18 protein-coding genes are annotated in these 22266 nt (G+C 73.0%); 11 read left to right on the top strand and 7 right to left on the bottom strand.

Translation table 11 applies throughout. The annotated features are described in order from the left end of the window. The first annotated feature begins 135 nt into the window (after positions 1-135). The 4 genes from WMF43_RS09245 (at position 136) to WMF43_RS09260 (ending at position 4361) form a co-directional block, all read left to right on the top strand. Positions 136-1380, top strand: coding sequence for an arabinan endo-1,5-alpha-L-arabinosidase (locus WMF43_RS09245; RefSeq protein WP_437679114.1), 1245 nt, complete (start codon positions 136-138; stop codon positions 1378-1380). 76 nt (positions 1381-1456) lie between these two features. After that, the gene (locus WMF43_RS09250; protein ID WP_437679115.1) at positions 1457-2095 is read left to right on the top strand and encodes an RNA polymerase sigma factor; all 639 of its coding nucleotides are present in this window, start codon (positions 1457-1459) and stop codon (positions 2093-2095) included. Next, positions 2092-3189 (top strand): tetratricopeptide repeat protein, encoded by a 1098-nt coding sequence (locus WMF43_RS09255; protein WP_437679116.1) that lies wholly within the window; start codon positions 2092-2094, stop codon positions 3187-3189. Before WMF43_RS09250 ends, WMF43_RS09255 begins: the two co-directional genes overlap by 4 nt. 197 nt (positions 3190-3386) lie before the next feature. Next, positions 3387-4361: a hypothetical protein gene (locus WMF43_RS09260; protein ID WP_437679117.1), complete on the top strand. Its 975-nt coding sequence runs from the start codon at positions 3387-3389 to the stop codon at positions 4359-4361. A gap of 27 nt (positions 4362-4388) precedes the next feature. On the opposite strand, the gene WMF43_RS09265 is transcribed toward WMF43_RS09260, so the two are convergent. Beyond that, complete coding sequence (locus WMF43_RS09265) at positions 4389-6845, bottom strand: cellulose binding domain-containing protein (protein WP_437679118.1); 2457 nt, start codon at positions 6843-6845, stop codon at positions 4389-4391. A 492-nt stretch (positions 6846-7337) separates the two neighbouring features. Between WMF43_RS09265 and WMF43_RS09270 the strand changes: the two genes are divergently transcribed. From WMF43_RS09270 to WMF43_RS09285, 4 genes are all read left to right on the top strand, one after another. Further along, complete coding sequence (locus tag WMF43_RS09270) at positions 7338-8471, top strand: UTP--glucose-1-phosphate uridylyltransferase (RefSeq protein WP_437679119.1); 1134 nt, start codon at positions 7338-7340, stop codon at positions 8469-8471. 650 nt (positions 8472-9121) lie between these two features. Then, positions 9122-10648: a serine/threonine-protein kinase gene (locus WMF43_RS09275; protein WP_437679120.1), complete on the top strand. Its 1527-nt coding sequence runs from the start codon at positions 9122-9124 to the stop codon at positions 10646-10648. A gap of 8 nt (positions 10649-10656) precedes the next feature. Continuing rightward, on the top strand, positions 10657-11664 hold the full coding sequence (locus WMF43_RS09280; RefSeq protein WP_437679121.1) for a tetratricopeptide repeat protein: 1008 nt from the start codon (positions 10657-10659) through the stop codon (positions 11662-11664). Beyond that, positions 11664-13301 carry an SBBP repeat-containing protein gene (locus tag WMF43_RS09285; protein ID WP_437679122.1) on the top strand — a complete coding sequence of 546 codons (1638 nt, stop codon included), beginning with the start codon at positions 11664-11666 and terminating at the stop codon, positions 13299-13301. Before WMF43_RS09280 ends, WMF43_RS09285 begins: the two co-directional genes overlap by 1 nt. Before the next feature lie 3 nt (positions 13302-13304). Here the strand turns inward: WMF43_RS09285 and WMF43_RS09290 are convergent, their stop codons facing one another. The 5 genes from WMF43_RS09290 to WMF43_RS09310 all read right to left on the bottom strand — a co-directional run bounded on the left by WMF43_RS09290 (position 13305) and on the right by WMF43_RS09310 (position 16987). Further along, positions 13305-14024, bottom strand: coding sequence for a hypothetical protein (locus tag WMF43_RS09290; protein WP_437679123.1), 720 nt, complete (start codon positions 14022-14024; stop codon positions 13305-13307). Positions 14025-14040: 16 nt separating this feature from the next. Next, positions 14041-14517, bottom strand: a complete 477-nt coding sequence (locus WMF43_RS09295) for a MarR family winged helix-turn-helix transcriptional regulator (RefSeq protein ID WP_437679124.1) — start codon at positions 14515-14517, stop codon at positions 14041-14043. Positions 14518-14897: 380 nt separating this feature from the next. After that, complete coding sequence (locus WMF43_RS09300) at positions 14898-15203, bottom strand: hypothetical protein (protein ID WP_437679125.1); 306 nt, start codon at positions 15201-15203, stop codon at positions 14898-14900. Between the two features lie 356 nt (positions 15204-15559). Beyond that, on the bottom strand, positions 15560-16246 hold the full coding sequence (locus WMF43_RS09305; RefSeq protein WP_437679126.1) for a uracil-DNA glycosylase family protein: 687 nt from the start codon (positions 16244-16246) through the stop codon (positions 15560-15562). A gap of 84 nt (positions 16247-16330) precedes the next feature. After that, entirely contained in the window at positions 16331-16987 is a 657-nt protein-coding gene (locus tag WMF43_RS09310; RefSeq protein WP_437679127.1) for a rhomboid family intramembrane serine protease, read from the bottom strand. 324 nt (positions 16988-17311) lie between these two features. On the opposite strand from WMF43_RS09310, the gene WMF43_RS09315 reads away from it, so the two are divergent. The 3 genes from WMF43_RS09315 to WMF43_RS09325 all read left to right on the top strand — a co-directional run bounded on the left by WMF43_RS09315 (position 17312) and on the right by WMF43_RS09325 (position 20399). Continuing rightward, positions 17312-18238 carry a hypothetical protein gene (locus WMF43_RS09315; protein WP_437679128.1) on the top strand — a complete coding sequence of 309 codons (927 nt, stop codon included), beginning with the start codon at positions 17312-17314 and terminating at the stop codon, positions 18236-18238. Positions 18239-18295: 57 nt separating this feature from the next. After that, complete coding sequence (locus WMF43_RS09320; protein ID WP_437679129.1) at positions 18296-19192, top strand: MBL fold metallo-hydrolase; 897 nt, start codon at positions 18296-18298, stop codon at positions 19190-19192. Between the two features lie 223 nt (positions 19193-19415). Next, entirely contained in the window at positions 19416-20399 is a 984-nt protein-coding gene (locus WMF43_RS09325) for an AraC family transcriptional regulator ligand-binding domain-containing protein (protein WP_437683979.1), read from the top strand. Positions 20400-20506: 107 nt separating this feature from the next. Here WMF43_RS09325 and WMF43_RS09330 read toward each other — a convergent pair whose 3' ends face one another. Then, complete coding sequence (locus WMF43_RS09330) at positions 20507-22180, bottom strand: VWA domain-containing protein (RefSeq protein ID WP_437679130.1); 1674 nt, start codon at positions 22178-22180, stop codon at positions 20507-20509. Positions 22181-22266: the final 86 nt, after the last annotated feature.

A 22266-nucleotide genomic window follows, 5' to 3' on the forward strand; every position in this document is an offset into this window, starting at 1 on the left:
ATCCGAGCGACCGGTGATTGATCGCGGGCGCCCCGGTCCACGTGGGAAATGCGGGACGCCATGTCCCCGAGGCCGCGTTGACGTCTACGGACAGCACCTCGCTCGAGTCCAGCCGAGAGAGCTTCAGGAGTTCCAATGGCCCTTGTGCTTCGCCCGCAGTTGCCGTCAAGAGCGCATGTCCACGCGTGGATCCTCCTGATCGGCGTCGCCGCGTCGCTCGTGAATTGCTCCTCGGAAGGCCCGGCGCCGGGCGGGGGCTCAGGGGGGCAGGACAGCGGCGCCGCCGGCACCACCGGCGCGACCAGCGCCGCCGGCGCCACGACGACCACCTCTGCCAGCACGACGACCAGCGGCGGCGCGGGAGGGGGGGAGGCCGGCGCGGCGGCGGGCACGGGCGGCGCTGGCGGCGCGGGAGGGGGTGACGGCGCCGGCGGGGCCGGCGACAGGTGCGCCGACGCGGTCCACGACCCGTCGAGCCCCCCCGAGGCGCTGCGCCTGTCCGGGCACCTCGGGACCCACGATCCGTCGGCGATCCGCGCAGGCGACCGCTATTACCTCTTCCAGACGGGGGACGGGCTCCCGATCAAGACCTCCTCGGACCTCCTCGACTGGCGGGACGCCGGCCGGGTGTTCGGCGCGAACCCCGCCTGGCTCGCGGCGCAGGTGCCGGGCGTGACCAACCTCTGGGCGCCCGACATCTCGCGCTTCGGCGATACCTACCATCTCTACTACTCCGCCTCCACGTTCGGCAGCAACAGGTCGTGTATCGGACACGCGACCAAGGCCTCGCTCGACGCGGCGGACCCCTGGACGGACCGCGGCCCCGCCATCTGCTCGAACACCGGCGGATCGCGGGACGACTGGAATGCCATCGACCCCAACGTCGCGGTGGACGAAGCGGGCACGCCGTGGCTCGTGTTCGGGAGCTTCTGGAGCGGTATCAAGATGGTGAAGCTCACCCCGTCGGGCGAGCGCGCCGGTACGGAGCTCCACGCCCTCGCCGCCCGCCCCGACGCCGGCGGGGCTCTCGAGGCGCCCTTCATCGTCCGGCGCTGCGGCTTCTATTACCTGTTCGTCTCCTTCGACTCGTGCTGCCGCGGCAACGACAGCACCTACAAGATCGCCGTCGGTCGCTCGGCGGACATCACCGGTCCGTATGTCGACAAGGAGGGCACGGCGATGACGTCGGGCGGCGGCACCCTCCTCGTCGTGGGGGACTCCCGGTGGCGGGGGCCAGGGCACAACGCCGTCCTGTTCGCCGACGACAGGGCCTACAACATCTATCATGCCTACAACGTGGAAGCGAACGGCGCCCCCACGCTGCGGATCTCGGAGCTCGTATGGGACAGCGACGGTTGGCCGGTCTCGGGAGGGCCGTAGCGGCGCGGCCGCCGGCGGTGAAACCCGCCGACATGCGCCTTGACCCCGACTTCGGGCCTCGTGCATCGTGGTTTCCGTGCGAAAGCCCGCCACCGACCTCCCCGCTCCGGCGGAGGGGGCGCCGCCGAGGGCGGACGACCTGCTCGGGCTCGCTCGGGCCGCGGCGGCGCGTGATCCCGCGGCGATCCGCACGCTCATCACCGAGCTCGGCGGATCCATGCTGCGGACGGTGAGGAAGGTGCTCGGCCCCCACCACGCCGACGTCGAGGACGTGACCCAGGAGGCCGTGCTCGCGCTGCTCCAGGCGCTGCCGTCCTTCCGCGCGGAGTGCACCGTGCTCCATTTCGCGAACCGCATCGCCGTGATGACCGCGCTCGGCGCGCGCCGGCGCTCCCGCCAGCGCGCGCGCTTCGACCAGCCGGCCGAGCTGGCCGAGGCGGCCCCGGACGAGCGCGGCCCGTCGCCTTTCGCCCAGGCGGTCTCGACGCGGCGGCGCGAGATGGTGCTCGACGTGCTCGACCGCATGCCGGAGTCGACCGCGGAGGCGCTCGCGCTCCACTTCGTGCTCGGCTACACGGTCGACGAGATCGCGGGCCTCGCGGGCGTGTCGCCGAACACCGTCTGGAGCCGGCTCCGGCTCGGCAAGGAGGCGCTGCGGCGCGCGCTCGCCAACAACACGAAGCTCGCCGAGCTCTTCCGGGGGAGGGAGTCATGAACGTGGACTGCCGGAGCGAGCTCCTCACGCGGGTGCGCCGCGGCGTCGCGACCGAACCGGACCGGCTCGCCTTCGATGCCCACCTCGGCTCCTGCGAGTCGTGCCGGATCACCTGGGAGCTCGCGCAGGATTTCGACGCCGTGGGCGCGGCGGAGCCCGGGGACGCGGCGCTCCTCGCGCGCGTCGCGAGCGTCGCGATCGGCGCGGTCGCGGTCGACCTCGGGCGCGACGGCGCGCCGCTGCCGCCCCTGCGACCCGACAACGACGTCCGGCGGGGAGAGGACGTCGCGCCGCCCTGGAACGCGCTCGCAGGGCGGCGCGGGGCCGGCTTTCGGCGGAGCGTGTGGCTCTACGCCGCGGCGGCCGTCCTCGCCGGCGGGGTAGCCGTCGCGGCGACGGCGCTCGTCCAGCGGCGCCCGGCGCCGAGCCCGAGCGCCCGCCTGTTCGAGGCTCCGCTGCGCGCTGCGGTATCCCGTGCGCGCGAGGCCGCGCTCCCCGAGGCGGCGCCTCCGTCCGGCGAGGCCGCGCCGGCGGGCGAGGCCGCGCCGGCGGGCGAGGCCGCGCCGGCGGGCCAGGCCGCGCCGGACGGCGCGCTGCCCTCGCTCCCGGGCGCTCCGGCGTTCGCCGAGGCGACGCCGACGGAGCCCGCGACGCCTGCTTCGAGGCCGCGCGAGGCCCTGCGCGGGCGGAGCGCGGCCGCGCCCTCGCCCGCCGCCTCGACGGCGGCGCAGCTGTTCCGCGAGGCCAACGACGCGCGGCGCGCCGGCGACTCCCGGCGCGCCATCGAGCTCTACCGCTCGCTCCAGAAGGGCTACGCGGCGTCGCCGGAGGCCACGCTCTCCCTCGTGTCGCTGGGCAGCCTCCTGCTCACGACCGGGGCGCCCGCCGCGGCGCTCGCGCAGTTCGATCGGTACCTCGGCACGGCCGGCGGGCGCCCCCTTTCGGCCGAGGCGCTCTACGGCCGCGGGCGCGCGCTGCGGGCGCTCGGGCGCTCGGCCGACGAGGCGCAGACCTGGCGGCGCCTGCTCCGCGAGCACCCGAGCTCGCCGTACGCCGAGCACGCGCGCCGCCGGCTCGCCGAGCTCGGAGGCTGATCACGAAGCGGACGTCGTTCTGCCTCGGCCTCGCGGCGGCCGCCGCGCTCTCCGCGGCGCAGGCTCGAGCGGGGGAGGGCCCGGCCGGTTCGACCGCGCCGGCCGATCCGACCGCGCCGAGCGCGCCGGCCGCGCCGACCGAACCGCCCGCGCCGGCCGAACCGCCCGCGTCGCGCCGCGCGCCGGTCGTCGAGATCGTGCTCACCGGCGACCCCGGCGACCTCGCGTCGATCCGGGCGGCGCTCGGATCCCATGCGCTCTCCGCCTTCGCCGTCCGCTTCCGGACCGCGCCCCGCTTCGACGCGAAGGAGCTCTTCGCGGCGCGCGCCTCCTCCGAGGCGGCCCTCTCGTGCTGGATCGACCTGAGCCGCCCGCGCCTCGCCGAGCTCTATTTCACCGATCCCGTGGCCGATCGCTTCCTGGTGCGCTCGCTCGAGCTCTCGGGCCGGCTCGACGAGCTCGATCGCGAGTCCGTCGCGCAGGTCGTCGAGCTCTCGTTGCGATCGCTGCGCGAGGACGCGGGCGTCTCGCTCGATCGCGAGCAGGCGCGCGCGCTCCTCCTCCGCCGCGAAGCGGCGCCCCGGGAGGCGCCCGCGGCCGCCCCGGACCCGGCGCCGGAGCGGCGCGCCGCGCTGGAGCTCGGGGTCTTTTACGGCGTCGCGGCGCACTCGGCCGGCGTCGGCGTGACGCACGGCCCCGGCGTGCGGGTCGCGCTCGGCGGCGGCTGGGGGCGGCAGCGTCTCGCGATCGGCGCGCGCTTCCAGTACCAGTTCGAGCGCCGCTACGAGGAGCCGCGCATCGGCCTCGCGCTCAGCACGGCCGCCCTCCGCGCGGACGCCTCCTGGCTTTACGCCCTCGGCCCGCGCGCGATGTCGCTCGAGCTGGGCGCGCGGCTCGGCGCCGGGCTCGACCACGTGGACGTGACCCCGCGGCCGGGCACCGGGAGCGCGGAGTTCGTCCCCGCCGAGCCGAGCGCCACGAGCTCGTTCGTGCTCGCCGCCGGCGCCGTGGCCAAGCTGCCGCTCGGCCGGGGCGCCCGCGCGTTCACCGAGCTCTTCATCGAGCTCGACCCCGTGCGCGTCCGTTACGATCTGGAGCTCTCGCAGGGGACCGAGACCGTCCTCGCGCGTTACCGGCTCCGGCCGGGCGTGCTCCTCGGGGTCGAGCTCTGACCTCGATTCAAGCTCCCCTGCTCGCCGCTACCGAACGTGGATGTCCGGCCTGGGCGGCGCGGCCATGCCGCCGCCGATGTGGAAGCTCGGGTGGGGCGGCTGGTTGTACGCGGTCTGCTCGGACGTGATCTGCATGCGGTACTGCGGATCGTGCATCAGGGTGTAGATCCGCCGCGTCGTCACGTCGGTCGTGGTGTACAGCCGCAGCGCCGAGCTGTCGGACTCGCGCCACACGATCTCCTCCCGCCAGTCCCCGAGCAGATCGGCCGTGAGCGTCGGCGTGGATTTCGTCCCGTTGTTCGAGGCGCACGCGCTGCAGCCGAGCAGCGTGCCCCCGGCGTACTTGGTGATCGAGGTGTTGTTTTGCAGCTCGCGCAGCTCGTCCGCGTCCCACCAGATCAGGAAGTTGGCGGACGCGGGCTGAGACCCGACGTTCGACCCGGTGGTGGCGGACAGGAGGCCTCCTGTGGAGTTGGTCCACATCTCGGCGCCGGGGTTGCTCGCGAGCACGTCGGCGGCCACGCCGCGCCCGGTGTCGGCGCCCGTGACGGGCCCCTGCTTGAGCACGGCGCAGGTGTTCGCGTCGTGGATGTCGTAGGTCGGCTTGCTGCCGTCCTCGTGCGGCATGAACACCTCGAGCCCCGGGCGTGAGAGGACGAAGTCGCTCACGTGGAGCGCGTCCCCGTGCCCGAGCGCCGTCGAGCACTTCCGGGTGCCGTTGCTGTCGATCGTGGACGCCCCGTAGATCACCTCCTGCGCGCCGTCGTTGTCGACGTCGGCCACGACCATCGAGTGGGCGCCCTGGCCCGTGTACGCCGTGTTCGTGTTGCTGTCCGCCTTCCAGATCTGGGTGAGGCTGCCGCCCCGGAAGCTCCAGGCGGTGATGGTGGCGCGCGTGTAGTACCCGCGGGCCATCAGGATCGCCGGCCTGCCGCTCGCGCCCTGGCCTGTCCCGAGGTCGCTCACGAACGCCGCGCTCGCGAGGAACCGATCGACGCGGTTGCCATAGTTGTCCCCCCAGGAGGAGACCGTCCCGCGGGGCACGTCGAAGGCGACGGTCGCGAGCTCCGCGCCGGTCGCGCCGCCGAACACGGTCAGGTACTCCGGCCCGCTGAGCACGTACCCTGCGGCGTTCCTGTGGTCCGCGGCGTCGTCGTCCGAGGCGGCGGGCCCTCGGCGCAGGTACGCGCCCGTCCCGTCGCGCGTGCCCGGCGCGGTCTTCACCGCGACCTCGGCGCTCCCGTCGCCGTCGAAGTCGTACACGACGAACTGCGTGTAATGCGCGCCCGCGCGGATGTTCCTCCCGAGGTCGACGCGCCAGAGCCGCCGCCCGTCGAGCTTGTACGCGTCGAGGTAGACGGGCCCCGTGCAGCCGGCCTGGGAGTTGTCCTTCGCGTTCGAAGGATCCCACTTGAGGAGGATCTCGTACGTCCCGTCGCCGTCCACGTCACCGGTGCTCGCGTCGTTCGCCGAGTACGAGTAGCTCTCCCCTGCGTTGTCGCACCGCGATGGCGTCGTCCCGGAGGCGGGCTTCTCGATGGGGATGCGCAGGTAGTTCTGGCCCCAGGTGGCGACGGCGGGCGAGCTCGCCTGAGCGACGCCGCCCACGACCGCCTTGACCGAGTACGTCGACGTGGCCGAGCCGTCGCGATCGAGGTAGTTGGTGCTGTTCGTGACGTTGGCGATCCGCGTGCCGTTCCGGAACACATCGTACGAGATGGCGCTCGGGTTCGTCGCGTCGTATTCGTAACCGAACATTCTCCATCCGACGTAAACGCCGTTGGACACCCTGACGGCGACCACGCCGCGGTCGAGGTCCTCCATCTGGTAATGGCCGCTCGGCGCGGAGCCGCCGGAACCTCCCGTCCCCCCTCCAGTGCCCGTGGAGCCGCCGCTGCCGCCGGCACCGCCGGAGCCGCCGCTGCCGCCGGCACCACCGGAGCCGCCAGCGCCGCCGCTGCCGCCCCCGCCCGAACTGCTGCTGCTGGCGCTGCTGCTGCTGGCGCTGCTGCTGCTGGCGCTGCTGCTGCTGCTGGCGCTGCTGCTGCTCGATCCGCCGGCCGTCACGCTGGCGAGGGTTGGACGCTGCGTCGAGCCGCTCGCCGACGCGCAGAACCCGAAGCCCGCCGATGCGCCGGGGGCCAGGGTCGCGTTGTGGGCCCCGGCGACCGCGATCAGCTGCGACCCGATCACGCTCGTGGTCGCGTTCCAGGAGTTCGACATGGAGGAGCCGTTCAGGTTGGTGACGACCCGCCAGCTCGTGGTCGTCGCCGTCCCGGCATTCCGGATGGCGACCTCGGCGCAGTACCCGGTTCCCCAGTCCGAGGTGACCGCCAGCGTGGCGTCCAGCCCGTCGCCCGAGAGCGGCTGCTCCCAGCCTTCCTGGGATTCGAGCTCTCCCTGGAGCTCGGAGGCGTCCTCGATGACACACGCTCCGAGGAGCACGAGCGCGGCAGCCGTGGCGGCGGATAAGCGAGTTCGCATGGTAAGTCCTTTCAAGCGGCGCGGCGCGCGACGGCGAGCCGCGGGCAAAGCCTCGCCCTCGACGCCGGTGGCCCAGCCGCCGGCCGTGCTCGAGGTGCGAGGAGCATTTTCATAGGCCCTCCCATGGTTGCGCGAGCGGCTCGAACCCAATCACCAGCAGCGCGGAGATCGTGCGTTTTCCCGGGTGACTGCAGGTTTCGCGGCACACGGGAGTCGGCGCGCCTCGACCTCGCGCAGCGCCGCTGTCGTCGGCGCGCGCGGCGCGTTCGTCCTGACTCCCCCTGATCTCGACCTCACCGCGAGCTCACCGCGAGCCCGGAAGGCGAGCTGAGCTGTTTGCGCGGAGGAGCGTGCCAGATGGCGGACTGGGCCGTTGCCGGGCGCTCCCCGCGTCGACTGGCGTGGTTCGCTCCCTCGGCGCTCGGCGGGAGCCGCTGCTCGCCCCGCGAACGGCGGTTGCCGCGCCGGTCGCCGCGTGCTTTCACGGAGCTCGTGACAGCCCTTCACGAGCAGATCGCCGCACTCCCCACCTCCCTCCTCGAGCGCCTCCGGGCGCGCGGCTTCGATCCCGACCGCGTCGCCCGGTGGGCCGCCTCCATCGGCAAGGACCGGGACGCCCGGAACCGCCTCCCGGGCACGGTCCTGCCCCCGGCGCCCGGCGACGTCGTCGACATGCCCGCCGAGGGCACGCCCGAGCACGCGCGTTGCCGCGAGGCCGGCCTGGCCGCGCTCCAGCGCGGGGAGGTCGCCCTCTGCGTGCTCGCCGGCGGCATGGCCACGCGTATGGGCGGCGTGGTCAAGGCGCTCGTCGAGGTGCTGCCCGGCCGGACGTTCCTCGACCTCCGCCTCGCCGAGAGCGATCACCTCCGGCGCGCGCTGGGCGCCCCGGTGCCGCTGTGGCTCATGACCAGCGAGGCGACGAACGGCCCGATCCGCGAGGCGCTCGGCGCGCGCCTCCAGGGCGGTGACGATCGTTGCACCACCTTCGAGCAGCACGTCTCGCTGCGCCTGACCCCCGAAGGCGGGCTGTTCCTGGACGAGGGCGGCGAGCCGAGCGTCTACGCGACCGGTCACGGCGACTTACCGGACGCGCTCCGGGAGAGCGGCCTGCTCGGCCGCTTCATCGCCCGCGGCGGCAAGACCGTCTGGATCGCCAACCTCGACAACCTCGGCGCGACCGTGGATCCGGCCATCCTCGGCTGGCACCTCGGCCACGGCGGCCCGCTCACGGTCGAGGTGGTCGACAAGGGCGGCGACAAGGGCGGCGGCCCGATGCGGTGGAACGGCCGCCCTGTCATCGCGGAGGATTTCCGGCTGCCGATCGGCTTCGATCCGAAGGTCGTCCCCGTCTTCAACACGAACACGTTCCTGGCCAGCGCCGAGGCGCTCGACGCGCTCCAGATGGAGTGGGTCTACGTCGAGGTCGAGAAGAAGGTGGGCGAGCGCAAGGCGATCCAGTTCGAGCGCATCCTGAACGAGATCACGTTCGGCCTCCCGGCGCGGTTCCTGCGCGTGCCGCGCGAGGGCCTCGGCGCCCGGTTCCTCCCCGTCAAGGACGTCGAGGAGCTCGAGCGGCGCAGGCCCTCGATCGAGGCGATCGCCCGGGCGCGAGGCATCCTCGGCTGAGCCGCGCTGCGGCGGCAGGGGCGCTCGCGGGCGCGCGCCCCTGTTCACGGGCGGGCTTTTCGCGCTCTCCGGCGTTGTCTCGCTGAAATCAAAAGGGTGATCCCGGCCATAACCCGCCGGCGGACGACTGGCCCGCTGACCGACGACCTGCAGACCACCGCTGTCGTTCAATGTGCCGCGTTGTGCTGGCGGGTACTCCAGCGAGGGATGCAGTTTGGTCTTGACATCCGGAGTTGCTCAGGAATTTCCTTCGTAACAGCAGGGCGCTCCGTAGACGGCCGTGATCGGGCGTGGCGCGCCGCGCAGCGCGGCGCCGCTCTGCGGCGCGCAGGGGAAGCGCGAAGCGCGGCGGCGGCGGCGAGGGCGAGGAGGCGAGGAGAACGGCGTGAAGCCCGCGAGCGAACGGCGGCCGCACAGAGCTTTTGTTGTTGTCCCCTCTGTGCCTCTGTGGTTCAAACACATCTCGCTTGCGCGGCGTTTCTACCTGTCCGGTGCTCCAGCGCAGCCTGCGAGCCCGAGGCGCGTGCGGCACGATTGACGCTTCGTGCCAGGCCCCGTAGACTTTCAGTCTATTCCGTTGCTCCTGTTAACCGGTATTGTACAATTACCAGCGTAGGGGAAGCCACGCGCGCACCACAGGTCACGCGACAATGACGACGAACGCGTTGGGGCTGAAGGGGCAGGTGCTGGCTGGCCGTTACCGGCTGGTCCGCTCGCTCAGCTCGGGCAGCATGGGCACCGTCTGGCGCGCGGACGACCTCACGCTCGGCTCGCCGGTGGCGATCAAGATGCTCGGCCCGCTCTACGCGAAGGACGAGGCGGTGCGCGCGCGCTTCTACCAGGAGGCGCAGGCGGCGGCGGCGCTCCGCAGCCCGAACGTCGTGCACACCCTCGATTACGGCGTCGATAATGAAGACGTCCCGTTCATCGCGATGGAGCTCCTCGAAGGTGAGGATCTCGCGCACCGGATCGAGCGCGTCGGCGCGCTCCCCCCGGCCGATACGGCGCGCATCTTCGCGGACGTCGCGCGCGCGGTCCGCAAGGCCCACGAGGCCGGCATCATCCACCGCGACCTCAAGCCCGACAACATCTTCCTCGCCCGCGACGACGACCGCGAGGTCGCCAAGGTCCTCGATTTCGGCGTCGCGAAGACGTCGCTGTTCGGCGGCGAGGGCATGGGGACGCAGGCCGGGGTGCTGATCGGGACCCTGCCGTACATGAGCCCGGAGCAGGCGAAGGGCGAGTCGGTCGATTCCCGGGCGGACCTGTGGGCGCTCGGGATCATCGCCTTCGAGTGCGTGTGCGGCCGCACGGTGATGACGGCCGAGACCCCCGGCGCGATGATCCTCGAGATCTGCACGTCGCCGCTGCCCGTCCCCTCGCAGGTCGCGTCCGGCCCCGTGCCGCCCGGCTTCGACGAGTGGTTCATGCAGGCGTGCAACCGCGACCCGAACCAGCGGTTCTCCTCGGCGACCGCGATGGCCGACGCGCTGCGCGCCGTGCTCCTGCCGGCCGGCGAGGCGCAGGAGGCCGGGAGGGCCTCGCTGGTGTCCGTGCCGGGCATGGCGAGCGCGGCGAGCGCGGCGGACGACGCGCCGAGCGCCGCCGCGCCGGACGAGCCTCCGGGGCCGCCGTCGGCCGCGGCGGCCGTCGCGCTGCGGCCGCCCGTCGTGAGCGACGAGGAGATCCTCGCCTGGAAGCCTCGCCGCAGCGCCGCGAGGACCGCGGCCGTGGTCGGCCTCGCGGCCGCGATCCTGGTCGCCGGGCTCTTCCTGGGCTCGCGCCCGCTGCGCAGCGACCCGACCCCGCCCGAGCCGCCCTCCCACGCGGCGCTTTCGCCCGCGATCGAGGCGGCGCCGCCGGCTCCGGCGGACGGCGCGGCGGACGGCGCCCCCGCGGCGGAGGCCGCGCTGGCCAAGGCAGCGCCCGAGATCGCTCCCTCCAAGGACGTGGTGGCCGCGGCGACGGCGGCGCCTCTGGACCCGGGAGGCCCCGCGCGGCCGGCCAGGACCCCGGCGGCGACCGCGGCCGGGGCGCCGCACGCGCGGACCGCGACGGCGCCCGCTCGACCGAGCAAGGCCGAGCCTTCCGCCCAGCGGACCAGGGCCTCGTCCACGGCCGCGCCCTCCTCCGCCGGCGCGAAGCGGCCTGCCACGGACCCTCGCATCGGCTTCTGAGAACGCGCATGAACGCACGATCGAGGGCCCTTCGGACCGCAGCGCTCGCGCTCGCGCTCGCGCTCGCGGGCGCCGCGCCGGCGCGGGCGGCAGACGTCGATCCAGCCACCGTGAGCGCCGCCCGCGCGCTCGCGGAGGAGGGCCTCGACCTCTTCGACAAGGGCCAGTACGCGGCGGCGCTCGACCGGTTCGAGCGCGCCGAGGCGCTGTTCAAGGCGCCCACGCTCGGGCTGCACGCGGCGCGTTGCCTCGAGCAGCTCGGGCAGCTCGTCGAGGCCTCCGAGCGCTACCTGCAGGTGAGCCGCATGCCGCTCGACGCCTCGGCCAGCGACGCCTTCAAGGCGGCGGTCGCCGACGCCGCGAGGGCGTACGAGGAGCTCCGGCCGCGCGTGCCCAGGCTCGCCGTCGCGGTGCGCGGCGCCCCGGAGCGCGAGGTGCAGGTCTCCATCGACCAGAAGCCCGTGCCGGCTGCGCTCGTGGGGGTCCTCCGGCCGATCAACCCCGGGGCCCACGTCGTCGACGGCGCGTGGGCGGGCCGCGGCGTCCGGCGGGAGGTCACGCTGTCGGAGCGCCAGGAGGCGACCGTCGTGCTCGACTTTCCCGCCCCGCGGCCCGGTCCCGGCGGCCCCGGCCCCGGGCCTGGGCGCGGACCTGACGCGGGCCCCGCGCCGGCCCTCCTGCACCGCACGCTCGGCTGGGCCGCGGTCGGCACCGGCGCGGCGGGGCTCGTCCTCGGGGGCATCACGTTCGGCGTCACCAGCGGGCTGCGCAGCGATCTCATCGACCTCGGGTGCAACGAGGACGTCGAGTGCCCGGACACGCCGGAGGCGCGCGACAAGCTGGGATCGTACAACGCGGTTCGGCTCGTCCCCGCGCCGGCCTTCATCGTCGGCGGCGCGCTCGTCGCGGGCGGGGTCGCGCTGCTGCTCACCGCGCCGTCCGCGCCGGCGCCCAGGGGCGCGGCGCTCCGCCCGTGGATAACGCCCTGGGGCGCGGGGATCGCAGGGGTCTTTTGATGCAACGCAGCGGCTTGCTTTTCTGGGGCAGCGCGCTCGCCGTGGTCTGTGCGCTGGGCGGGTGCTTCGACAAGGGCGTGATCTTGCCGGGCGTCGTCAGCGGCGCGGGCGGCGGAGGCAGCGACGGCGGCAACGACGGCGGCGGCGGCGCGGGCGGCTCGGCGACGACGTCCGCCTCCAGCGGCGTCGAGCCGCCCTGCGAGCCTTGTTATTTCGGCCCCCCCGGGACGAAGGACGTCGGCGCGTGCAAGGGCGGCTGTCTGCGAGACGGCGATTGCGACGGCGACGTGCGCCCCGCCGCCGAGAGCTGCGAGACGGAGGCCATCGACGAGACCTGCGACGGCGGTGCCCCCCTGTGTATCGGAGAGCTCGTGGAGAGCACCGAGCTCGGGGATGGCGGCGACGAGGAGGGGCACGACGTCACCTTCGACGGCAAGGGAAACGTGCTGGTCGCGGGGGGCTTCACCGGGCGGATGGGCACCGCCGGCAGCATGGGAGCCACGGACGCCTTCTTCCTCAGGCGCCCCCTCGACGGGACGACCGAGCCGATGATCAAGGTCTTCGGCGCCTCGGGCACGGACCACGGAAGGCTCGTGGCGAGCCGCCCGGACGGCACCGTGATCATCGCCGGGACCTTCCAGAACAACGTCTCGTTCGACGGCAATCAGCTCAACAGCGTGGGCGGCAGCACGGACATCTTCGTGGCGAAGCTCGACAGCGACGGCAACCTGCTCTGGCTGGGGCACATCGGCGGCATGGGCGTCGACGCCGTCCACGGGCTCTCCGTGGATCGAGACGGCGGCGTCTTCATCGCGGGCACGATCGTCAACCGGGTCACCATCTTCGACGAGACGCTGGGCGCCGGCGGCGGCGAGGACATCTTCGTGGCGAAGATCAGCCCCGATGGGCGTCTCCTCTGGAGCAGGGCCTACGGCGATACGAGCACCCAGCGCGCTCAGGACGTCGCGGCCACGCCGGACGGCGGCGCGGTCGTGGTCGGCAGCTTCTCGGGCACGGTGAATTTCGGAAGAGGGTCGCGCCTGTCCTCCAGCCAGGACGCGTTCATGGTGAAGCTCGACGCGGAGGGCAACACGTCGTGGGACAGGGTCTACGGCGACACCCTGGATCAGGAGTTCACGGCGGTCGCGGCGGGCGACGACGGGAAAATCTATGTCGCGGGGGGCGCCGCCGGGACGATCGGCCTCGGCGGAGAGCCCTTGTCGAGCGCCGACGACACCGATGTGGTCGTCGCCGCGTTCGGCGCCGACGCCACGACCCTCTGGCGCGACATGTATCCCGGCGAGGGCCCTCAGAAGGCCCTGGGGGTTGCGGTCGACGGGGCGGGCAACGTGCTCGTGACCGGCCAGTTCCGGGGGGACATCACCATCGGAGGGACTCGCCTGGTCGCCGCCGGCGGCGAGGACGCGTTCCTGGTGAAGCTCAAGCCGTCGGGAAAGTCGGCCTGGGTGAAGCACTTCGGCGGCACGATGGACCAGATCCCCGAGGCCGTCGCGGTCGATGCGCTCGGGAACATCGCGCTGACAGGCACGTTCGCGGGCACCATGACGTTCGGGCAAGACGTGTTGATGACGAGCGTCGGCGGCCGCGGCGCGTTCCTCATCACGCTGCAGCCCTGACGTTCACCTCGCGCCGGGGCGCCCTTCGCCGCCCGGCGTGAGCGCGTCGATGGCGCCCAGGTCGCGCTGGATCTGCGCGCGCTCCTCGCCGGAGAGCGGCACCTCGTCGAGCTCGGCGCGCAGGGACCGGGCGCGCTCTGGATCCCCCAGCACGACCGCGAGCTCGGCCCGGGCCGCCAGGGCGCGGGCGCGCTCGATCGGGGCGGCCGGCTCGTCCCGGGCGAGCGCCACGTCGAGGACCTTGGCCGCCGCGGCGTCGTCGTTCTTGAAGTCGCGCAGGCGCGCCGCCGCGCGCAGCGCCCGGCCGAGCCGGGTCTCCGAGCGCGAGCCGGGGTCCCCCTCGTCGTAGTCGTCCGGCGCGCCCTGCCGGATGAAGATCACCGAGTTGCCGGCGACGTCGACCACCGTGAAGCGACTCTGCCCCTTCTTCATCCGCGAGATCCGGGGCTGTCCCGCGAGCGGCACTTTGCCGTACGCCTTTCGCAGGCCCTCCGCGAACGTCTCGTGCAGGCGCTCGACCTCCGGGACGATCACCAGGCACGTGCTGTAGGACTCCGCTGGATTCAGCCGCTTGAGGCCCATGAAGTGCAGGTGGACATCGCCCCGGCGCGTCGCTGCGTACACGTTCGGCGACGTCTGCTCGTGGGTGACCTCGAAGCCGAGGGCCCGGTAGAACGCCAGCGTCTCGGGCATCGAGGCGCACGGAAGCACGGGAATCGTCATCGCTTGGCCCATCGGCTCACCCCTCTCGCCCCCGTCGCGCGGGCGACGAGGCGTCCTGTTCGAGGACCTCCCGGGCCTTCCGGAGCGCGTCCACGGCCGCGCGCAGGCTCGGGAGGTCGATCTGCTTGCCCAGGCGGTCCGCCCACGCGGCCTGGCGCGCCTCGACCTGCCGCAGGGCCTCGCGCCCCGCCGCCGTGATCGCGATGAGCTTGGCGGTGCGGTGGTGCGGGTTCTCGGCGTACTCGACGAACCCGTCGCGCTGGAGCACGTCCGCGACCTGCTGCACGCTCTGGCGCGAGAGCCCCATCACCCGCGCGACGTTGGAGACCGGCGCCGGGCCGTGGTCCACGACGCCGAGCACCTGCCAGCGCGCGCTGGTGAGCCCCGCCGGCTTCGCCAGGCGGTCCCCGGCCTCGAGCGCCAGGCCGTTCAGGCGGAACACCTCGATCACGAGCTCGCTGAACGCGGCCGCCGCCGCCGTGAGCCGGGCCATATGCAAGATATTGTCATGTTGACAGGTTGCTGTCAAACGGCGCGTCGGGCGGCGTGTTCGCGCTGCCGCGAAACGTCGGGCTGGGACGCGAGCCGCCAGGACGCCACGGGCGCCAAGAAACCAGGGAGATCGAAGAAGGAAATGCCAGAACGGCCCTTTCCTCTCGTCTTGGCGTCCTTGGCGCCTTGGCGCCTTGGCGTTTTCTCTCCTGATCCGGGGCGAATTCCCGCAGCGGTGTCGGCGGCGGCGCCGAGGTCCTCTGTCAGGGAGACCGGTCGGCGCGCCGGCGCGCGGGCGTGGCGGAGGGCGCGGCGCTCAGGCCGCGGCGGGAGATGGCGGACGGTGCGGCGCTCGGGGCGCCGCGGAGGGCGCCTCCGCGATCAGCGGATGGCGGCGCTCTCGCGGCGGTTCGCGACGCGCATCTGCGCGAACGTCTTCTTCGCGCCGGCGGTGTCGGCCGCGGCTTCGGGCGCGCTCGAGTCCGCGTCGCCCTCCGCCTCCTGCGTCGTCTCCTCGGCGCTGGCCTCGGCCCCGCCGTGCGGCGGAAAGACCGCCTTCGCGGTCGACACGAGCGCCACGCTCGTCAGCGCGACCACGGTCGCCGAGCCGGCGACGAACACCCCGATGTGCAGCAACGTGCGCTGGAGGAGGCTGCCTTCATTCAACTTCCGGATGCTCTGCAACATGGTGCTACCTGCCTTTGATTCCAGCGCTTGTTCGCCGCGTGCGTCCGGTGATGTCCGGCGCCGCCACCTCGGTCGACGGTTGTCGCCTCGGGTCTATTCCACGTTCGTCCACGCTCTTCCTGCGAGAATGCGAGCCGTATGCCAGCAAGCCGTCGCCCGCGGCGCCGCCTGGATCACGCGCTGTCGGGGGGCCATCCTGCCAATTTGGACACGCCGAGCCCGCGCGCAACGGCTCACCCTGCCACAATGTCAATCCGACTTGGCGGGAGCAAACCGACAGCGCGGCGAACGTGGCGACAGCGCGGGTGACCGTCGGTGGGCGCCCGAGCGGCCACCCGAAGGAGGCCGGAGCCGCGTCAGCGTGGCAGCGGAGGCCCGGGAGGCGCCGCGGGGGAGGCGCCGGCGAACGCCCGCGCGATCTCCGGGTGCTCCGCGAGGAGGCGGAGCGCGCGGCCCAGCAGCGAGATCCCCGGCTCCGTCCTGTGCCAGGTCGACGCGCCGCTCGGGTGCGGCAGGCAGAGGACGTCGGCGTCGACGCCGTGGTAACGCGCCCGGCGCACCTCGCCGATCACGGCCGCGAGCGGCCCTCGATGGCCGAGCACCTGCTCCACGGCCAGGGCGCCGACCGGCAGGATCAGCCGCGGCTCGAGGATCTCGACCTCGCGCTCGAGGTGGGTCCGGCAGCGCAGGATCTCCTCGGGATCCGGCTTGCGATCGCCGCCGCCCCGGGCCTTGCCGGGGAAGCAGCGGGCGACGGCCGACATGTAGACGCGCCGCCGGAACTCGTCCTCGCCGACGCCGAGCGCCGCCTCGAACCAGCGGAACAGGGTGCGCCCCGCCGTCCACGCGAACGGGCGGCCGAGCCGGCCCTCGCGCGGGCCGGGCGCCTGGCCGATGAGCAGGATCCGGCTCGGAACGGCCGGGCCGTGGACGACCGGCCCGAGCATCTTCGGGCAGGCACGGCACGCCTCGAGCTCGCGATGCAGCGCGGCGAGCCGCGCCTCCACGCCGATGACAGAAAGACGGACCGCCGGACCTCGCATCCTGTGCGCATCAGAAGATCACCGGGGCGCGGCTTGCAAGCGCCCTCGCGGCGCGGCGCGACCCGGCGGCGCAGCGGGCGCTCCTCAGCGCGCCCGGCGGCCCGCGAGCGCGCCTCGGGGCGTCCGGTCGCCCGAGAGCGCGCGGGACGCCTCGGCGCGCCCGCGCAGGCGGCCCGCGACGAGGCGCGCCGCGAGCACGCCGCCGAGAAAGCCGAACAGGTGGCCTTCCCAGGAGATTCCCAGCCGCGTCGGGAGAACGCCCCAGATCATGCCGCCGTAGAGGAGGCCGACGACCGCGGAGAGCGCGATCGAGAGGGCGCTCCGCTCGAACCAGCCGCGGAGGAGCAGGAAGCCGAAGTAGCCGAAGATGACGCCGCTCGCGCCGATATGCACCGAGGTGGCCGACCCGGTGAGCCACACGCCGAGGCCGCCCACGAGGGCCGCGACGAAGGTCACGAGGAAGAGGTCGCTCGTCTTGCGGAGCAGGATGAGCCAGCCGAGGGCGAGGAACGGGACCGTGTTCGCGATGAGGTGCGCGAAGCCGCCGTGGAGCAGCGGCGCCAGCGCGATGCCGACGAGGCCCGGGACCGTGCGGGGGCGGATCCCGAGCCGGTCCAGCGACCCGTGGAAGACCACGAAATCCACGATCTCGATCGCCCACAGGAGCGCGATGAAGCCTCCGAGCAGCGCCGCATGGACCTTGAGCTCACGGGTGATCGACTTGCCTTGAGGGGTGCTCATCGTGATGCCTCGCCGGCTCCGAGGAGAGGAGCCCAGACCTCAACCCTAGCGCCTCGAAGGACCTCGCGCGCGTCCTCGAGGCGCCGCCGTCGGACAACGTGAGCCGGCGCCCGCCAGCGAGGTCGATGCCGGCGCGCGGCAGGAGGTCGGCGCGGCAGGTCGGCGTGGAAACGTGGACGTGGACGCCGGATCAGCCGGCATGCGGGCTCATCCGCCATCGGCGCCGTGGGGGGCGTCGGCGGTAGTAGACTGCCTGACGAGATGGCGGAGCACGGCCGCAGCGGGGACGAACGGCGCAGGGCGCGGTAAACAGAGCGCCTCCTGATGGAACGGGAACCGCAGAGCGAGGCGAACGACACGCGCGGGATGATCGAGCGTTACCTGCCCACGATCGAGCGCGCCCGCGCCGCCGGGGTCTCGCTGCGCACGCGCCTCTGGCACAAGCCGGGATCGGCGGTCGACCTGCTCGCGGTGGAGCCCGTCGAGCAGCGCCGCCTGGCCGCCGTGACGCTCGACGCGCGCGCCCTCGGCCGCACGATGTGGGAGAAGAACGTCGAGCTGAGCGAGGAGCGCTTCGCCGCGTTCCCGACCGGGATCCCGCCCGAGCCGGCGCGCATGGTCGCCGCGAGCCACCACGTCCTCGTCGCCGCGCGCGGCGAGGGGCCGGCGGCCTGCTCGATGTGCCCGGCGCGCCCCGGCCGCGAGATCTGCGCGCGCTGCAACGGCGGGGGGAAGATCCACCTCGACCACGACTACCGGGAGGTCGAGCCCTGCCCGAGCTGCGGCGGCGCGGCGTTCGTGCGCTGCTCGGTGTGTGAGGGGTCGGCGCGGACGCGGCGCGCGCGCGTCCGCTTCGTCGAGGATCGGGTCGACACGCTGCGCTACACGTACGTCCCCTCGATGACGATCGCGCTCGAGAGCGCGCTCGACGAGGCGCTCGCGCCCGGCGAGACCGGCGCGCTCCCCGACTGCCTGCGCTTCGATCCACGCCCGAGGGCGACGGGCGGCCCCTACCGCGGCGGGCCGGCGGCGGAGCCGACGTTCCACGGCCACCGCTTCGGCGACGCGCTCCGGCGCGCGACGAGCGCCGCCGCGGGGCTCGGGGGGGAAGGGCAGATCCTCCGGCAGGAGATCGCGACCTACGCGCGGCCGATCCTCTGGCTGCGCTACAAGATCCGGGGCGCCCGGCGCGAGGTGGTCCTCTCCGCCCGCGCGAGCGGAGAGCCGTTCGCGTTCGTGGCGCCGCGGTGAGGGAGCCATGGGCCATGGGGTGCGATCAGGGCGTGTCGATCGCGGAGCGGGGCGGAGATGCTCGTCAAGGACCTGAATGACCACCTGATCCTCTTCTTCGACGGCCGGAACCCGGACGGCGAGCGGCTCACGCCGGCGTGGAACTGGCGGGACGACGCCGCGATGAAGCTCGGGATCGCCACGTACGCGATCCACCGGGGCGACGAGGCCCTCGTCTACGACACGTTCACGTCCCCGGACCAGGCCCGGCCGGCGCGGGACCATCTGGAGGGGCGCGGCGTCAAGCGCTTCACCGTGGTGAACAGCCACTGGCACCTGGATCACGTCGGCGGGAACGCGGCCTATCAGGACGCGACGATCGTCGCGTGCGCCCTCACGCGAGACCAGCTCGCGACGCAGCGGGCGGCGATCGAGGCCGGGACGTTGTGGGGCCCGCCCTCGATCCGGCCGCTCGCGCTGCCGATGAAGACGTTCGAGGGCAGGATGGACCTCGACGTCGGGGGCATCCGGGTCGAGCTGCACCAGGTCAACATCCACAGCAAGGACAGCACCGTCCTCTACCTGCCGGCGGACAAGGCCCTGCTCGCGGGGGACACACTCGAGGATACGCTCACGTACATGGTCGAGATCGAGGGCCTGCCCGACCACGTGGCGAACCTGCGGGAGCTCCGCGAGGTGGACATCGAGGCCATCTTCCCGAACCACGGGGATCCGTCGGTCATCCAGGGCGGCGGTTACGGCAAGACCCTGATCGACGCGACCATCGACTACATCACCAGGATGGTGCGCCGCGCCCACGACCCGGGCTATCTGAACGGCACGATGGAGGAGTACGTGCAGGAGCTCGCCGCGAAGGCCTGGGTCCACCCCTTCGCGCCGTACCGGGACGTGCACCAGCAGAACCTCAAGCTCGTCCACGACCACTACAAGAACAGGCCGCTGCCCGAGCTCTGATCACGCGCCACGCGGCCCGCGCGATCCGCCCGAGCCGCGGCGGGCGAGCGGCGCGTGCCCATCGTGCAGCACGAGCGTGAATTTTCGAGGTCGCTGTCGCCGTCCACCACCGCGCGACCGCGGCCTCTCGGTATTCCGGAGCACGGACCTGCCGCACGAGACGGTTGTCCGGGGTTGTCTCCCTGTCTAGGGTGCAACCTGATTGAGCTCTCCCGTGCTGAGCATGCCAGCCGCCTCCGCCTTCTCGGACTTCGTCTTGCTCCTGGTCTCCGCGGCGCCGAAGCTCGGGCTGCCCATCGACGTGGTCCTGCGGGACGCCGCCTTGCCGCCGGCCGCGCTCCGGCAGCGCGGGCTGCCGATCTCCCTGAGCGCGGCGCGGCAGATCTGGTCCGCTGCCGAGCGGGTGAGCGGCGACCCCCTGCTCGGGCTGCACACCGCGGAGACGCTCGACGTCGGCGCGCTCGACCTGCTCGACTACCTCACCCGCAACAGCACGCGCTTCGGCGACGCGGTGGGCCGGTCGATCCGGTTCGCGCCGCTGCTCGCCAGCGCCGGCGTGCTGAGCTTGAAGGTGGTCGGGCATCGCGCCCACTTCCGGCATTTCTCGCAGGACGGCGTGCCCGCCGTGTCGGACCTCATCGCCGGCCTGACGGTGCTCCGGGCGAGGACGTTCTCCGGCGAGGACATCCGCCCGCTGGCCGTGCGCTTCCGGCACCGCCGCGAGCGCGCCCTCGGCGAGTACGAGCGGATCTTCGGCGCGCCGGTCGAGTTCGAGGCCCCCTTCGACGAGCTGGTCTTCGATCGGGAGCTCCTCGACGTGCCGTTCCGCTCCGCGGACCCGCGCCTCTGCGAGCTGCTCGAGGAGTGCGCGCAGGCCCGGCTGGAGGCGGCGGTCGGCGCGGCCGGCGCCGCGCCGGCCGCCGCCCTGCCGGGGTTCCTCGACGAGGTCCGCCAGGCCCTCCGGAACTGCATCGCCGACGGCAACCCGAACCTCGACCGCGTCGCCGAGCACCTCGGCATGAGCTCGCGCACGGTGCAGCGGCAGCTGCGGGAGCACGGGACGTCGCACCGCGCCTTGCTCACGGAGGCGCGGGCCGAGATCGCGAGCCGCTACCTGGCCTCCCAGAACCCCACGCACCGCGCGCTCGCCTCGCGGCTCGGTTATGCGAGCCCGCGCTCCGTGTCCCGCGCGCTGCGGCGCCCGTGAGCTGAACCTCACCGGCGCCGCGTTGGCGGGCGACCGTCGGCGCGGCCGCCGGCGCGCGCGAGCCTCTCCACGGGAGAGGGCGCGCGCCGGAGCCGCCCCGGGTCACCTCACGGATACCACTGGATCCGGAGCTGCCTCGCGCCGGTCGTGTTCACCTGGTAGATGACGTCGTTCGCCCTGCCCGGGAACGGGATCGTGGTCAGCGCGGACCAGCTGTTCGCCGGGGCGTTCTGGGGCGCCCCGCCGTTGACGGACACGCTCACGCCGTTCAGCGGGACGCCGTCCGTCGGGCTCATCTGCAGCGTCAGGTTCGCCGGGTTCCAGGCCGTCGGCAGGTTGGCCTTGTCGATCCGGAAGCAGGCCGAGCCGCTCACGGACGTGACGATCGCCGTGCTCATCAGGCCGAGGTCCTGGCACGGCGGCGCCGGGTCCTTGTAGATCCCGAACGTGTGCTGGCGCGTGAACATCGGGACGGACGCGCTGCCGGCGTAGTCCGCGAACACCGTGATCTCGTGGCTCCCCGACTCCGTGAACTGGTTGAACTTCACCGAGTAGACGCCGTCGTTCGCCGCCGTGTCGCCGTGCGCGGCCGATCCGTCGTCGTGGAACGACAGCGGCGTGACCGCGCCGCTCGGCGCGGTCATCTCCGCCGTGACGGCGGCGCCCGTCAGCGGCGCGCCGAGGTGGGTCACCTCGGCCTCGACGACGAGCGGCGCCTGCCCGACGTGCAGCGTGTTCGGCGTCACGTCGAGCGAGATGGTGTCGGCCAGGGTCGACACGGCGGAGTAGAGGTAGATCGTCTGATCCGAGTTGTTGGTGGCGCAGTACCACCAGGTCCCGTCCTCGTAGCTCTGCGTCATGTTGAGCGAGAAGCGCTTGAAGTTCTCGGCCGCGAAGAACGTCAGATCAGAGCCCGATTGCGCGAAGTTCGTCTCCGTGATCATCGCCGTCGGGTGCAGCGACGGCGGCAAGAGGTGCACGTCGGGGGCGGTGTCCCCGACGTAGATCATCGTGAAATCCACGATCTCGGCCGCCGAGACCAGCGTGTCCACGCACGCTGTCGAGTGCGGCAGGGCCTGGGTCAAGATGCGGTCGATCATCCCGCCGTCACGGCAATCGTTCGCCATGCGGCTGAACGCGCCGATGAGCTCGAGCTGGTCGAGCGCCGTGTCGCTGTCCGCGCGCAGGTAGAGCCCGGGCGAGTACCCGTAGTTCGCGGCGATGTCGCTCATCATGGCCTCGTCCGCGCCCGCCCCGAGCGCGATCGAGTGGACCTCGTCGACGCGGCTGAAGTAGTCCGCGTAGAAGTCGCTCGGCGCGGGCGGCGTGTTGTGCTGCCCGTCGGACAGCAGGATGACGCACTCGCGCGGTCCCTTGTTCGGGTTCTCCGCGACCAGCATGTCGAGCGCCTGCCCCAGGCCGGCCCCGATCGAGGTCGACCCGTCCGCGACGAGCGCGTCGACCGCCGCGTCGAGGCCCGACGCCGGGGTCGCCGTGAGCGGGTACGTGATCGAGGCATAATCGGAGTAGCTCGCGATGCCGAGCATCTCCTCGAACGAGTGCGACGGGGGCACGTTGGTGGACACGAGCGTGTTCCAGTAGATCTTGGCCGCGCGCTTCGCGAGATCGATGCCGGTGCCGGCCATGCTCCCGGACCGGTCGATGATGACCACGTGGTTCGTGTCCAGGGGGGCGATCTGGGCCAGCGCGGTGGGCAGCGCCGCGATGCTCATGGCGAGGCCGCCGGCGACGCCTGCAAAGAATCGAAATGCGTGTCTCATGGTCTCTCTCTTCCTCTACCGTCTACGTCTCGAACAGGAACTCTGGGGAGACGCGCCCCGGCGCCGGCCGCGCAGCTGACGGCGGA

This window comes from Sorangium sp. So ce131, assembly GCF_051519095.1.
GTDB lineage: Bacteria > Myxococcota_A > Polyangia > Polyangiales > Polyangiaceae > Sorangium.